Here is a 14,575-nt window from a genome sequence, read left to right on the forward strand (position 1 = left end):
GTCAATGTTTGGGATATGGATGGAATTTAAATAACTATAACCCAGGCCACAACGGTCACGTGGGGGTCTGGGGGTAAAACTTCGAGCGCCAAGAACTGCAATAATGATCAGCCATACACACGCGCGAGTTTTTACCCTCAGCCCTCTTTGGTTCTTTCTGGGGACAGAAAGAACAAATAAAATTAATAAACTTATAAAAAATATAAATTTTTTCTCTTTTTTGGCAAGTCTTAAATAAAAAGAAAAAACCCGCACCATCTCGAACTTGTCGAGAGACGATACGGGTCGTTGAGTTCAAGTCCCAAGAACTAAGGACAAAAGCCTAAGAGGTCAAAGTGCTTAAGTCTCAAGGACTAATTACTTGCTGCGAACGAAGACGAAACGATGGTCAGGACTCCAGACGAAGTCAGGAAGGCCACAGTTGGTGCTGAGCCAACGACCGTAGGCACCGTGCCCGACGTAAAACAACTCGAGATCACCGTCAGAATCAGTAATAGATTCCATGGCTATGTACAGACATTCGTTGCTGGGCTGATCAGGGTACTGCAGACGCAGTTGTGGACCAACCTCGGCAGGACAAAGTTCATAACCGAGCTCACGGATGCGAGTACAGATATTATTGAAGCAAGTGTGGCCGCTGAAGCCAAGTTCTGCCACCGTGGCGGTAAACAGCTCGACGGTAGTCTCACTATTCGCCAGTGTAAATGTAGGCTTGGACATGATATCACGAGACCAATCGCTGATTTTCATACCAGCATTTTTGATGGCCCGCTGGAGTGATTCGGTGTCCTTATTGCCAAGCTTGATGGTCTTGAAAACGGAGAATCTTGGGGCTTCCCAGGGATTCTCCTTGCGGAGAAACTTTTTGAGAGCCCTGACCCACTGCGGATCAGACAGTTTCTCGAGAAGGTCGCAAACGCTTCCAAGCGTTTCGTTTGGAAGCGTCACGAGCTTTCTCACAGCGATACCGAGCATGTCTCTAGACATGGTCAGTCCTCCTTCTTCGGGGTTATTGCCGTTATTGCCATCGGGGGATGTCACAATTTGCGACAGCCATAGCCAGAAAACTCTAATTTTTAGGGTCTTTTGGCTATGGCTATCTAACAGCAAGTAAATAAATATACTTAAAAGAGCAATAAACATTAAATACTAGCACAAATCAACCTATTTGTCAATGTTTGGGATGTGGATAAAATTTTAATAGCCATAACTAAGTCCCAACAGTCTCGTGAAGAGCCTGAAGGTAGAAAGAACAAATTAATATATTAAAACTTCCACTCTCTTTATCCGACTCTTTTCTCCTTTTTTAATATGAACCTGACTTTTAGCCACCTTAAAATATTGACTTAATAAATTTATCAAAGCTTTATTGGCCTGGCCCTTCTCCGCTTTTTGAGTTAATTTTACTTTTAAAAAATCCCCTTGTCTGGAGATTTTTTCTTCTCTAGCATTAGTGATTACTTTAACTTGAAGAATCATTTCTTCTTTTTTCTTTTTTTAGAAGATTTCTTTTTATCTTTCTTTTTTGATTTTTTTGAAGACTTATTTTTAGAGCTTTTCTTTTTCTTCTTTTCTTTGTCAGTTTTGTTATAAACCTTTTCATACACTGCCAAAGTCTCTTCAGCCATTTTTCTCCAGGAGAATTTTTTAGCTTGTTTTAAGCCTTTCTTTTTCATGGAATTTCTCAACTTTTTACTGCCTAAAACTTTTTTTAAAGCGCGGGTAATGTTTTCCGAGCGAGAAGGATCAATATATTCAGCCGCCTCGCCACAAACTTCCGGCAAAGAAGAATTTTTCGAAGTAATCACCGGACAGCCTAAGGTCATAGCTTCCAAAACCGGCAAACCAAAACCTTCATAAAAGGAAGGAAAAACAAAGCAAGTGGCTTTTTTCATTAAATCTATTTTATAGTTATGCGGTATGTATTCTAAAAACTTAACCTTATTTTTTAATTTCAATTTATTAATCAAACGAAATATATTCTTGCTTTTCCAGCCCCGCATACCAGCCATGACTAAGTCATACTGAGCAAACTTTTTATTATTTTTAATCAGGTCATTATAGGCTTCAATTAGCCGCAGTAGATTCTTCCTGGGTTCTAGGGTACCGACAAAGAGAATATAGTCATTTTTTATTTTAAAGCGTTTTAAAGCTGACTTTTTGCGGCTGCTGGTAGAAACTTTTTTAGTCATGGCATTTTCATGAATAACTGAAATCTTTGAATTTTTTATTTTAAACAACTTTTTTATGTCCTTTTTAGTAGCTTTAGAAACGGCAATAATATGATCCGCTTTTTTAATACTCTTGGGTACTAAAAAGCGAGTAGAAAATTTCTGACCGGAAGGAAACCACTTTGACTCTTTATAAATAGCTAGATCATGAACAGTGACAATAGTCGGTCGGCGGTAGCTTAAAGGAATAACATTAGCCGGATTATGGAGAATATCCAGGCCCTCTTTGTATAACTGAGCTGCTATTAAAATATGAGAATAAGTAAAAGGCAGGAATTTTTTATACTGGGAAAAAGGAAAATATTTTATCTTAACATTTTTCTGTTTAAATTCACGAGTATCCTGTACCCGCCAATCAAAGAAAAGAACATACTCATTCTTTTTATCAATCTTCATCAAATTCTTAACTAGATAATAATTATAATGACCAATACCAGCCTTCTCTCCCCTGGAGGGCGAAAGCATAGTCCGACAGTCAATGCCTATTCTCATTTTTTCTTTTTTCTTTGCCATTTTAAATTTTTACATAGTTTTGGGCGCTGATAGACCCATTATTTTTAAAGACTTTCTTAAAACAAATTTAGTTGATTTAATTAATTTATACCTTTTAAGGTTGAGTTGATCATCTTCAATAACTTGGCACTTGTTGTAAAAATTATGAAATTTGGTAGCTAAGCCAGTGACGTAAAGAGGTAGTTTATTCACTTCATAGCTTAAAGCAATTTCCTCAAGAATTTCCGGAAATTTTAAAATTTCTTTAAATAGATCAAAAGCTGCTTTTTCTTCTATGGCTTTTTTATTATGGGCAGACTTTTTTCTAACCAATTTCTGGGCCTTTTTCATTATACTACATATCCGAGCGTGCGCATACTGGACATAATAGACCGGATTTTTCTGGGATCTTTCTTTGGCTAGATTTAAATCAAAATCCATATGCCGGTCAGCTGAATACATGAGAAAAAAGAAACGAACCACATCATTACCCACCTCATCAACCAATTCTTCCAAGGTTACAAAAGTACCACTACGCTTTGACATTTTAACTTCTTTTCCGTTTTTTATCAAACGCACTAATTGATAAATAATAATATCTAAACAACCTTCAAAGCCTAAAGCTCGCATCATAGCCTGCATACGGCCCTTATGACCGTAATGATCGGCCCCCCAAATATCAATAACTTTATCAAAATTCCTCTGTTCGATTTTGTTATAGTGATAAGCAATATCTGAAAGAAAATAAGTCGGCTGATTATTTTTTTTTACCAAAACCCTGTCTTTATCGTCGCCGTAAAGAGTAGTTTTAACATAAATAGCTTCTTTAGATTTATAAAGTAAATTTTTCTCTTTTAAAATCTTAAAAACTTTTTCTACTATTCCTCGTTTATATAAATCTTTTTCTGAATACCATTTATTAAATTTTATTTTTAACTTTTTGCTAATTAAATTTTTGATTGATTTTATCATCAGCTTTAAAGCCCGGTCCCGTATTCTTTCTTTAACCTTTTCTACATTTTTTAATTTATATTTGTCCACTCTTTTCATTTTACTAGCCAGATCATCAATGTATTTTCCTTTATAGCCATATTCTGGGAAATCTAAATTAATACCCTGTTTTTGAAAATATCGGATGCGCACTGATTCGCCTAAAATATCCACCTGCCGGCCCATGTCATTAAGATAGTACTCTTTTTGCACCCGAAAGCCAACTCTTTGCAAAACATTACCTAAAACATCGCCAGTAAAAGCCCCCCGGCCATTGCCGACATGAAGCGGGCCAGTCGGATTAGCTGAAATAAACTCTATCTGAACTTTCTTATTTTCGCCTATATTTGAATTGCCAAATTTTCTGTTTTTAACTGTGCGAGCTAGTTGTCTTTTGAGCCACTTTTCTGACAAATAAAAATTAATAAAACCAGGCGGGGCGGCAATTGTCTTACCTACTGCGGCCGGCCATTTTATTTTATTCTTTAACTTTTTAGCTATCTTTATTGGATTTTCTTTAATTTCGCCAGCCAACTGCATGGCAATGTTAGAAGAATAATCACCAAATCTTTTTTCTTTGGGCCTCTCAACTTGAAAATTAATTTTTTCATAAATATCAGGCCATTTATTTTTAACTTCTTTTTCAATCTTTTCCCGAATTTGTTGCTTTAAAGTTTTCATAACTTTATTATAACTGAAATCCTCTTTTTTATAAAGGAAAAAGGGAGCTTATAAATTTAAAGCTCCCTTCGGGTTTTATGGTCCATAATCATAAGGATTAGGATCACCACCGATATGAAATCTGTGAATTGAGGTATTAAACCGGCGGCGAGTGCCCGGGTCAAGTTGGCCAAGAATTTTCTCAACTTCTACCCGGGTTATTTTACCCTGCTGGCATCTTTCAATAGCTTCCTGAATTACTTTATCATCATCGTGACACATGATTATTTACCTCCTGAAAAAAGAGCTCAAAACAAAAAAACCTAGCCTTTTAAGCTAGATTTACTTTTTATTAATATATGAATAACTTAACCTAGCCGCTGGCTGTCATAAAGAAAACAAGCTGGAGGAACTGGCAGGTTGTAGACTATTGATAAGTTATTCATAATACAATCTATATTATAATTAATTCTAGATAATTGTCAAATTAACGCAAAAATGATAAAATTATTCTCCACTAAATTATATTTATATGCTAATCTAAGAATAGATATTATGAAACTTATCCAAAAAAACAAGTTTGCCTATTTTAACTATAAAATACTGGAAAAATTTGAAGCTGGTATTGTTTTAACTGGAGCCGAAGTTAAGTCAGTGAAAAAAGGACAGGTAGATTTAAAGGGTTCTTACGTTACTATTCGTAATAATGAGGCCTGGTTAATTAATGCTCACATATCACCTTACAAAATGGCTAGTCATCAAAAAGATTATGATCCTAACAGGCCTAGAAAATTATTACTTAAACAAAAAGAAATAAAATCATTAATTGGTAAAGAAAAAGCTCAGGGCTTGACAATTGTACCCTTATCTGTTTATATTATAAGGAGGCTCGTTAAAATCAAGCTTGGACTAGCACGTGGTAAAAAGAAGGCGGATAAAAGAGAAACTATTAAAAAACGTGAGGTTAACCGAAAAATTCGCCGTGCTATGCGACAAAAGCTATAAAATAGCTGAACGGGTCCAATAGTTACAACATTAAATGCATGGGGATGTTATAAATTCGATAGAATACCCAAGCCTATAAAATGTGTCAGATCGAGGCTCGGTAACACCTCGTTAATCATATTACCAAAGGATAAGTGCAAAAAACTTATTCGCAAAGTTGAAAAACGCTTTTCGCGTGCCAAACTTTGCTTTTGCTACCGCTTAATTTAACCGGTTAGCCATCCGTCTACTGACTTCTGTTAGGTAGATCCGGGTGTCATTTTAGCAGAATCGGTTAGATACTGGCCTTGGTATCTGACTTAAAAATTATCAAGGTTCAGGGATAAAAAGTTTTTGCTTCTTTATTACTTTCTATTACCTTTAAATTAAAAGGAGCTATATCTGTAGATCACTTTATGGCTTTATTCTAGACGCGGGTGTGATGCCCGCCATCTCCACCATCCTTCGTTTCTTCGTGACTACGGATGGCAAGCCATTATTAACGACGGAGGATGTCCTTCGAAACTTTATGTGCAGGAGAACATAAATAACAGACTATTTAAAATCCTATCATCTAATAATTAAATAAAAAACTATTACTAAAAAATTAAGAATTAACCATCAAATTCGTATTCCTGAAGTTATTGTTATTGATGAAAATGGAGAAAATCTAGGAAAGATAAATACTCATGAAGCTAAAGATATGGCCAAAGAACGCGGGTTTGACTTAGTTGAGGTTAATCCCAAAGCCAGACCTTCGGTTTGTAAACTGATGGACTATGGCTCTTACATGTATAAACAGGAAAAACAGGAAAGAAAAGCCAAGGCCAAGCAGAAAAAAACTGATGTTAAGGGAATTAGACTCAGTTTTAAAATCGGCGATCATGATCTGGAAATCAGAAAGAAAAACGCTCTTAAATTTCTCGATCAAGGTCACAAAGTAAAAATAGAAATGCTCTTAAGAGGCCGTGAAAATGCCCATAAAGATATAGCTAAAGAAAGAATAGTAAATTTTGTAAAAAGTCTTGGTGAGGAAGCAAAAATTGAACAACCTATTACTAAACAAGGTCGCAAATTTTTTACCATCGTTTATAAAAAAAGTAATTAAAACAAGCAAATACATGCCTAAGATGAAAACTCATAAAGCTACTGCTAAACGCTTTAAGGAAACTAAAAAAAACAAATTTCTTCACCGAAAAGGCGGACAAGATCATTTTAATGCCCGCGAGTCTTCTAATAAGACCATGGAAAAAAGAAGTGATAAAAAAATTTCTAAACACAATAAAAAAGCTATTAAAAAATTAATTCCTTATTATAGAAAGAAAAAACATGCGCGTTAAAAGAGGTAAAATCCGAACCAAAAAAAGAAAAAAAGTACTCAAAAAGACTAAAGGCTATAAATGGGGCCGTAAAAATATTTATCGTCTGGCTAAAACTGCCGTTACTAAAGCCGGGGCTAATGCTTATAAAGATCGTAAAAGAAAAAAAAGAGATAAGCGAAAACTCTGGCAGATTAAGATTAATGCGGCTGTTCGTCATTATGGTCTTTCTTATTCAAAATTTATTAATCTTCTCAAGAAAAATAAGATAGAGCTTGACCGAAAAATATTAGCAGATTTAGCGGAAAATGAGCCAAAAGTCTTTGAGGCTATTGTTAAAGAAGTAAAACCAGAAAATAAGAAAAAAACTTCTTCAGATAAAAAGAGTAAAAAATAACTCAAATAAAAAAACTATTTAATTATTTTTAGATAGTTTTTTTATGGTCAAAATTAATTTTTCTATCACCCCATCAATATTATGATAAACATCATCATTGGTTATTCTGTAAAATATAACTCCAAATGACTCAATATATCTCCGTCTTCTTTTATCATATTTTTTAGTTTTAGCTTCGAAATGTGAAGGTCCATCAACCTCAATAGCTAATTTTAACTCTGGACAGTAAAAATCAACAACATAATAGCCTATACTATGTTGCCTTCTAAACTTATAACCAAGTACTTGTTTTTTCTTTAATCTCATCCAAAGAGATATCTCTGCCTTTGTCATAGAATTACGCAACTGGCGCCTTCTTAACTTCATTTCTTTTTTTGTAAAAATAAATCCCATATAACTTTATCCACCCCTTAAATATACTACCCTAAACCAAAAAACCAATATCTAAATCGTCCCCTCCTTATAAGGAGGGGAAATTAAAGGAGTGACCTTAAAAGCCACCATACCTAAAAATTATCAAAAACCGCCATAAAAGTCAATCCTTCTTGACTGATAAATAAAGTCCGCTGCCCAGCACTATACCGATAGAATCAATTAAAGTATCATATAAACTGCTGCTGCGGCCGACAATAAAGCTTTGATGATATTCATCTAAAAAAGCGTAAAATACTCCAAATATTAAAGTCATAATAAAAACTATTTTTTTATTTGGAGCATCTTTTTCTTTTCTTAAACCAATTCTTAAAATTAAAATAGCCAAAATAGCGTATTCAAAAATATGGGCTGCTTTCCTTAAAATTAAATCATAAACATCAACCAGACCACTTTTTAAATTAGGAATACCTGATAAAATAAATATTAAAAAAACCCATAAAATCAGGGGTAAGTAATATTTAAGAAAAATTTTCATGAAATTTTAATAAATTTATTTATACAAATCTCTTAAAAAATCCTTTAATTTTTGGATAGAGCTGACATTATATTTAGCCTTAGAAAAACCATAACCCATTTTAAAAGAATAGGTTTTATCATCTAAAACCTCAAACACATCTTCATCAGTTATATCATCACCAGCCGCAAATATAAAATCTTTTTTGTAACCGTTTAAAAACTGCTGAACGGCTCGACCTTTATTTATACCGGCATTTTTTACTTCTATTACTTTATTACCGTCCATAATATCAAGATTTTCATGTGTTATTCTCGGAAAAAGGCGATTTTTTAATTCCCGACTTCTAACTTTAGCCAACTTAGGATCCACTTTTCTAAAATGCCAAACTAATGAATACTCTTTTTCTTCAATCAAAGAGCTCGGGGTACGGTCAACCACAATTTCCATAACCTCTTTGACACTCTCTTTCCAGTCATCCTGCAAATTTTCAATTAAATGCCACTTTTTATCTTTTTCTTTAATCCAGAGACCGTGCTCAGCTATTAAATTAATTTTTAAATCACCAAACCAGTCATCTAAAGTTTTTCTGTCTCGTCCGCTGATTAAAACCAAATTATTTTTTTTATCCTTGGCCAGATTCTTTAAAATAGAAATAATATTTTTGTCTGGAGAAACTTGTTTAATATTTTTATTAAAAGAAGTTAAGGTGCCGTCATAATCCAGTAAAAACAAACGTTTCTTGCTTTTTTTATAATGAGAAATTATTTTCTTTTTTTCTTTTTTAGAAAGCTGCCTTTCTCTCAGTTCTTTTTCTGTTTTCTTAACTTGATCAAAACTAGCAATAAAATCATTAGCCCATGACTTTATATCATATCTTTTCAGTCTGGCTCTCATTATCTGATTCCTTTTTTTCTTTTCTTTTTTTGGTAAAGTCAGAGCTTCTTTAATAACATCAACCATAGCCTGATGATCATTAGGATTAACTACTAAAGTTTCTCCCAGTTCCATAGCTGTGCCGGCCATTTCTGAAAGAACTAAAACTCCGTCTTTTTTCTTCTTGGTAGCTACGTATTCCTTGGCTACCAAATTCATACCATCTCTTAAAGGTGTGACTAAAGCCACATCAGCCAGTTTATACATGGCTGCTAGACCATAAAAAGGGAAGGAACGGAAAAAATAACGTACCGGCACCCAGTCTATAGAGCCAAAATCAGCGTTGATACTACCGACTAATTCATCCACTTTTCTTTTTAAGTATTTATAATCGTCTACACCAGTGCGCGAAGGCACGGAAACCATTAAATAAGTCACTTTTTCCTGATACTCGGGATATTTTTTTAAAAAGTCACGAAAAGCCTCCAGTCGCTTAATAATACCTTTAGTATACTCCATACGGTCAACGGAAAGAATAACTTTTTGTCCGCCTATTTCTTTTTTTAATTTTTTTATCTCATTTTTTACTCTTTTTCTTTTATCAGACTGGTTAAACTTATCAAAATCAATGCCCATGGGAAAACTGTCAACTTTGGTTAAATGATCCTTAACTATAATTTCACCCAGATTTGACTCATACCCCAAAAGACGAAAAACACTTTCCAGAAAATGCTGGACATAATCATAGGTATGAAAACCGACTACATCTGAACTGATTAAAGATTGTAAAATTTCCCTTGACCAGGGTATTTGACGAAAAACTTCATATGAAGGAAAAGGAATATGCAAAAAGAATCCAATATCCAGATCAGGCATTTTCTTTCTTAGCATTTCCGGTAAAAGCATTAAATGATAATCATGAATCCAGACTAAGTCGCCGGGTTTGGCTTTTTCTAAAACTGCTTCACAAAATTTATGATTTACCCTTTTATAAGCTTTCCACAATTCCTCACTATAATCAGGCAGCTGCAAAAAATAATGAAAAAGAGGCCAAACTACTTTATTGGAAAAGCCATAATAAAATTCCTTAAAATCTCTCTCACTTAAATAAACTGGAGAGTAATTTTTACTTTCTAATTCTTTAGTTAGTTTTTCTCTATTATCCCCCAACTGGTTAGAAGTTAGTCCCGGCCAGCCAACCCATAAAGCTTTTCTGGACTGAAAAAAAGACTTCATAGCTGTAGCTAAACCTCCGGGTGAGGATATAAAGTTTATATCATCATCTTCTATTTTAGTTTTAATCGGCAGACGGTTGGAAACTATGATCTTTTTGGACATATTTTGGGCTATTAAACAACTTTATTACGTAAAACTTATACTACACCAATAAAAAAAATATGTAAAATAAATAATATTTAATATTGACATTTCTAACAATATTGTTTAATATATTTTATGGTTCTTTAAACTTAAGGAGGTGCCAATTGAAATCAGGAATTGTGGCTTTTGCTTTCGGAAAACCAGATTATCTAAGGGCTAATCGTATTCTTGCTCAAATAACTTCTAAAAAGGCGTTAGAAGAAAAAGACTGTCCTATTTTTACGCAAGAAGATATACCTTTACAAGGAGAAAATTTTGAAATTATAAAGAATAAAAAGGGCGAACCACCATCAACACTAGAAATAGCTAAGGCGGCTGTTTCTTGGGCTAAAAGAAACAAAATTAATAAACTTATTATTGTTTCAGCTTGTCCGCATCTTTGGCGATGCAAAAGAGATTTGTCCCGAATAATTAAAGAAAGACAAATGGAAATTGAAATACAAATCGCTGAAGAAATTACAAAAATACCACAAAATTTTTGGTTCTGCCCCAAATCGCATCAGAAACGAACACAAAAACGATTTAATTGGTTAATACGCGAGGCAATAATAAAAATAATGCCTTTTTTAATTTACCGGCGTATAACTTAAATTTAAATAATCCCTGGAAAAATAATCTAGGGATTTTTTATTAGACGTAAAAATTTTTATTTAGATTTATAAATTAATAATATAAAAAATTCTAAGCGGACCCGATCTCCCTTTGGGAGACGATCTTCTCCGTGACCCCACACTATATTTGCTTCTTTCACAAGTGCAAAGCCGACAAAAGAGATACTAAAATTCTAAGCGGGCCCGATCTCCCTTCGGGAGACGATCTTCTCCGTGACCCCACACTATATTTGCTTCGCTCATATGTTTGGGGCAAGCAGGGAGATATACTAAAATTCTAAGCGGACCCGACGAGATTTGAACTCGCGATCTTCTCCGTGACAGGGAGATGTGTTAGACCAGCTACACCACGGGTCCGCTTAGAATTCTTAGAGTATAAATATAAATTATTTTAAAATCCATTGCTTTAAATTGTAATAAATATATTAGCAGATAAATTATTATTTGTCTAGGTCAATTTATCATTAATATTTTTGCGAATTTATAATCTTTATCACTTTTCACTTATTCAATAAGATAGCCCATATAATCAAATTGAACTACTTCTGGCGCTCCCGACATTTCTGAAGTAATAATTTCGTCTAAACCATCATTATTAACATCACCACTGGATACATAAACTCCATTTCTATTACTAGAAGAAAAAGCAAAGAATTGGCCGACCACGCCACCATTAATATCTAGCATTCGCACATGCGGGGCTTTATTAAAGCTAGTACCGGTAATAATTTCCTGGGTGCCATTACCATCAACATCACCAGAAGCTAAATTAACCCCACCCCGATAAGCTTGGGCATAAGCAAAAAACTGAGAAATCAAATTTCCATTGCTTTCAAATACACGAATATGAGGACCACCACTTTGATAAGGAGCGGTAATTACTTCGCCTTGGCCATTATTATTAACATCCGAAATTAAAACATTAATACCAATTCTAAAATGTTCTGGATAAGCAAAAAACTGGTCAATTAAAGATCCCTGACCATTAAAAATTCTAACATGAGGCGCTGAAGCTCCCATAGTGCCAGTAGCAATTTCCGCCACACCGTCACCGTTTACATCCCCTACTGCCAAATTTACTCCTCTTCTAAAAGCTAAAGCATAAGCAAAAAATTGATTTTCCAGATTGCCATTCATATCAAATATTCTCACGTGAGGTCCACCACCTGGTCCAGCGGCTGTTACTATTTCTTTTTGACCATCCCCGTCAACATCACCAATATCTAAATTAAAACCCCCGCGAAAACTGTTTTGATAGGCAAAAAACTGACTCTTTATATTCCCTAAAGAGTCAAAAACTCTGACATGAGGACCGCCACCCTGGCTGGTGCCAGTGACTATTTCCGCCGTGCCGTCGCCGTCTAAATCAGCCGTGGCTGTTTTTACACCGCCTGTGTAAAGCGAAGAGTAGGCTTTAAAACCATCACCAGATTCTAAAGAATAAAAAATATGAGGCACTTGTCCACTTGAATTAGTTACTGTAAAACCAACCGACAAGAGATCACTTTGTCCATCAGTGTTTTCTACCTTAACATCATAATAGCCCCCGGACATTTGGCCCAAAGGAATAACCACAGTCATTTGCTCTGAACTTTTTACATAACTAATAGCTTCATGATCACCAAAATAAGTAGTAGCGCCGTGACGGAAATTTTGACCGTATAAGTCTAAGTAGGCTTGATAATCTGAGTTATCAGTTACTGATAAACGATTAGGGCTGACTGAACTGACCACTGGCGCTTCACTAGTATAAGGAGCCACGCCTCTAATATTTATTTTTCTAATCATATCATTCCAGGAATCACAAACATATAAATATTTGGTATCATTATCAATAACCATACCCATTAAATTATTAAACTTTGTATCCGTACGGCTGCTATTATGAAATCCTCTGGTGCCTGAACCGGCTACTAGCTTAACAATATCTGAATTGAGTTCAACTAATCTAACCCGATGACTACCAGACTCAGAAACAAAAACTTTATTAGCATAGTATTTTACATAAACTGGATAGGAAAAAACCGCTCTGGAAGCAAGTCCATCTAAATAGCCGTTTCGACCATCACCAGCTACTGTAGTAACTTTCCCCGTAGAAATTTTTACCCGACGTATTCGATGATTATCTCGATCAGCCACATATAAGTACTGACCTGAGGAATCAATATCTATGCCATAAGGATGATTAAATTTAGCGGCTGCGCCCATACCGTCAGCAAAACCAGCTTCACCCGAGCCAGCAATAAGCCAAGTTTGACCGTCTGAAATTCGTACCTTTCTAATACGGTTATTACCGGTATCAGAAACATACAAATACTGATCATCGGGAGAAATAACTAGATTAGCCGGAATATCAAAAAGAGTCGTATTTTTAGTACCTTCCTGATAGCCATTACCAGAGCCGGTAACATTAGTATCACCGCTGCCAGAGACTAAAAACGAGCTCTGATTGGCAATATTTACTCCTCTGATACGATTATTCCAGCGATCGGCTACATAGAGAGTATCACCGCTTGAATTAATGGTAATGCCGGAAATATTGGAAAATCGAGCGGCTGAGCCTGTCCCCTCTTCATTATTATAACTGTCAACACTGTTACCAATAACAAAGCTGGTATAACCAGTTGATAAATTTATTTTTCTGATTTTATTATTTTCAGCCAGGTAAATATAATTGCCATCCGGTGACTTGACCATATCATAAGGACGGCCGATTAAAGCACTGGTGGAATAGCCATTACGATAACCAAAACGGTCTGACCCGACATAAACTTCATTGTCAGAGGCATCATTTTTGTTATAGCGATGAATAGTGCCGTTGCCGGCCAAATAAATATAATCGCCATGAATACGCACACCCGAAGTCGGATAAATACTGGTCATCGAAGAGTCATAAGCAAACTGGGTAGTCTCCCCTGTTTCTGGATTAATTTTTCTAATAACCCCAATACGATTTTCATCCTCATCAGTCACATATAAATAACCTGAGGAAGCATCATAAGCAATGCCATAAACCATTCTAAAACTAGCATTACTGCCAGTACCTTCTTCATAAGCACTAGTGCTTGAGCCAGCAATTAAACTAACACTGCCAGTTGAAGTATTGACTTTAATTACACGATTATTACCTTCATCAGCCACATAAAGAGTGCTTCCGTCTGAAGAAATAGCCATTTTTCTGGGGCTGCTAATTGAAGTAGTTAAGTTATAAACAGCTCCGTTAGAGCGATTTACTTTTTTAATAGCATTATTACCGGTATCAGCAATATATAAATAATCGCCTTGAGCTAAAATGCCTTCTGGTGAAGATAACCCAGAAGAAATGTAAGTACTAACACTACCATAAACATCAACTTTACGAATCATGTTATTACCGGTATCAGCTACAAAGACATTGCCGGAAGAATCAACAGTCACTCCTTTAGGTAAAGCAAATTCGGAAAGTTCAGCCGAAGCATTATAATAACCATACTTACCACAACCAGCATGAGTATAAATTAGACCTTCTGGGGTTATTTTACGAATAACATTATTATAAGTATCCGCTATATAAAGATTACCTGAAGCGTCAAAAGCCACGTCATGAGGAAAATCTAAAAAAGAATCAGTAGCCGGCCCGCCATCTCCGGCATAAAGCTTACCCACAAAAGTAGTAGTATCACCATAGGCGGCTAGAGCTTGACTGGAAAAAACAAAAAAAAGACCTAAAATTAGTAAAGGTAAAAATAAATAAATTTTTCTCATAA

At 35.1% G+C, this 14,575-nt stretch carries 14 protein-coding genes, 1 tRNA gene and 1 other RNA gene; 6 read left to right on the plus strand and 10 right to left on the minus strand.

Annotated elements, in window-relative coordinates:
• Positions 1–357: 357 nt before the first annotated feature.
• The 5 genes from U5L76_03185 to U5L76_03205 form a co-directional block, all read right to left on the minus strand.
• Complete coding sequence (locus tag U5L76_03185) at positions 358–1,143, minus strand: hypothetical protein (protein MDZ7798600.1); 786 nt, start codon at positions 1,141–1,143, stop codon at positions 358–360.
• A 114-nt stretch (positions 1,144–1,257) separates the two neighbouring features.
• Positions 1,258–1,479: a DUF167 domain-containing protein gene (locus tag U5L76_03190; protein MDZ7798601.1), complete on the minus strand. Its 222-nt coding sequence runs from the start codon at positions 1,477–1,479 to the stop codon at positions 1,258–1,260.
• Positions 1,476–2,744 (minus strand): glycosyltransferase family 1 protein, encoded by a 1,269-nt coding sequence (locus U5L76_03195; protein MDZ7798602.1) that lies wholly within the window; start codon positions 2,742–2,744, stop codon positions 1,476–1,478. The genes U5L76_03190 and U5L76_03195 overlap by 4 nt, the downstream gene beginning before the upstream one ends.
• A 9-nt stretch (positions 2,745–2,753) precedes the next feature.
• Positions 2,754–4,394, minus strand: coding sequence for an arginine--tRNA ligase (gene argS, locus U5L76_03200; GenBank protein MDZ7798603.1), 1,641 nt, complete (start codon positions 4,392–4,394; stop codon positions 2,754–2,756).
• A gap of 75 nt (positions 4,395–4,469) precedes the next feature.
• Entirely contained in the window at positions 4,470–4,655 is a 186-nt protein-coding gene (locus tag U5L76_03205) for a hypothetical protein (GenBank protein ID MDZ7798604.1), read from the minus strand.
• A 216-nt stretch (positions 4,656–4,871) separates the two neighbouring features.
• On the opposite strand from U5L76_03205, the gene smpB reads away from it, so the two are divergent.
• From smpB to rplT, 5 genes are all read left to right on the plus strand, one after another.
• Positions 4,872–5,378 (plus strand): SsrA-binding protein SmpB, encoded by a 507-nt coding sequence (gene smpB, locus U5L76_03210; GenBank protein ID MDZ7798605.1) that lies wholly within the window; start codon positions 4,872–4,874, stop codon positions 5,376–5,378.
• A gap of 40 nt (positions 5,379–5,418) precedes the next feature.
• Positions 5,419–5,818: a transfer-messenger RNA gene (gene ssrA / locus U5L76_03215) on the plus strand.
• A 152-nt stretch (positions 5,819–5,970) separates the two neighbouring features.
• Positions 5,971–6,465: a translation initiation factor IF-3 gene (gene infC / locus U5L76_03220; GenBank protein ID MDZ7798606.1), complete on the plus strand. Its 495-nt coding sequence runs from the start codon at positions 5,971–5,973 to the stop codon at positions 6,463–6,465.
• 13 nt (positions 6,466–6,478) lie between these two features.
• Entirely contained in the window at positions 6,479–6,697 is a 219-nt protein-coding gene (locus tag U5L76_03225; GenBank protein MDZ7798607.1) for a 50S ribosomal protein L35, read from the plus strand.
• Entirely contained in the window at positions 6,687–7,073 is a 387-nt protein-coding gene (gene rplT / locus U5L76_03230) for a 50S ribosomal protein L20 (GenBank protein MDZ7798608.1), read from the plus strand. The genes U5L76_03225 and rplT overlap by 11 nt, the downstream gene beginning before the upstream one ends.
• Positions 7,074–7,091: 18 nt before the next feature.
• Here rplT and U5L76_03235 read toward each other — a convergent pair whose 3' ends face one another.
• The 3 genes from U5L76_03235 to U5L76_03245 all read right to left on the minus strand — a co-directional run bounded on the left by U5L76_03235 (position 7,092) and on the right by U5L76_03245 (position 10,176).
• Positions 7,092–7,466: an endonuclease domain-containing protein gene (locus tag U5L76_03235; GenBank protein MDZ7798609.1), complete on the minus strand. Its 375-nt coding sequence runs from the start codon at positions 7,464–7,466 to the stop codon at positions 7,092–7,094.
• Positions 7,467–7,608: 142 nt separating this feature from the next.
• Complete coding sequence (locus U5L76_03240; GenBank protein ID MDZ7798610.1) at positions 7,609–7,983, minus strand: VanZ family protein; 375 nt, start codon at positions 7,981–7,983, stop codon at positions 7,609–7,611.
• A 15-nt stretch (positions 7,984–7,998) separates the two neighbouring features.
• On the minus strand, positions 7,999–10,176 hold the full coding sequence (locus U5L76_03245; protein ID MDZ7798611.1) for a bifunctional alpha,alpha-trehalose-phosphate synthase (UDP-forming)/trehalose-phosphatase: 2,178 nt from the start codon (positions 10,174–10,176) through the stop codon (positions 7,999–8,001).
• 146 nt (positions 10,177–10,322) lie between these two features.
• Between U5L76_03245 and U5L76_03250 the strand changes: the two genes are divergently transcribed.
• Positions 10,323–10,808, plus strand: coding sequence for a hypothetical protein (locus tag U5L76_03250; GenBank protein MDZ7798612.1), 486 nt, complete (start codon positions 10,323–10,325; stop codon positions 10,806–10,808).
• A 303-nt stretch (positions 10,809–11,111) separates the two neighbouring features.
• Here U5L76_03250 and U5L76_03255 read toward each other — a convergent pair.
• Both U5L76_03255 and U5L76_03260 read right to left on the minus strand, forming a co-directional pair.
• A tRNA-Asp gene (locus tag U5L76_03255) sits at positions 11,112–11,186 on the minus strand.
• Positions 11,187–11,333: 147 nt separating this feature from the next.
• A complete protein-coding gene (locus tag U5L76_03260) occupies positions 11,334–14,573 on the minus strand; it encodes a hypothetical protein (protein ID MDZ7798613.1) in 3,240 nt (1,079 codons plus the stop codon).
• Between the last annotated feature and the right edge of the window lie 2 nt (positions 14,574–14,575).

This window comes from Patescibacteria group bacterium (assembly GCA_034520665.1).
Lineage (GTDB): Bacteria > Patescibacteriota > Patescibacteriia > JAXHNJ01 > JAXHNJ01 > JAXHNJ01.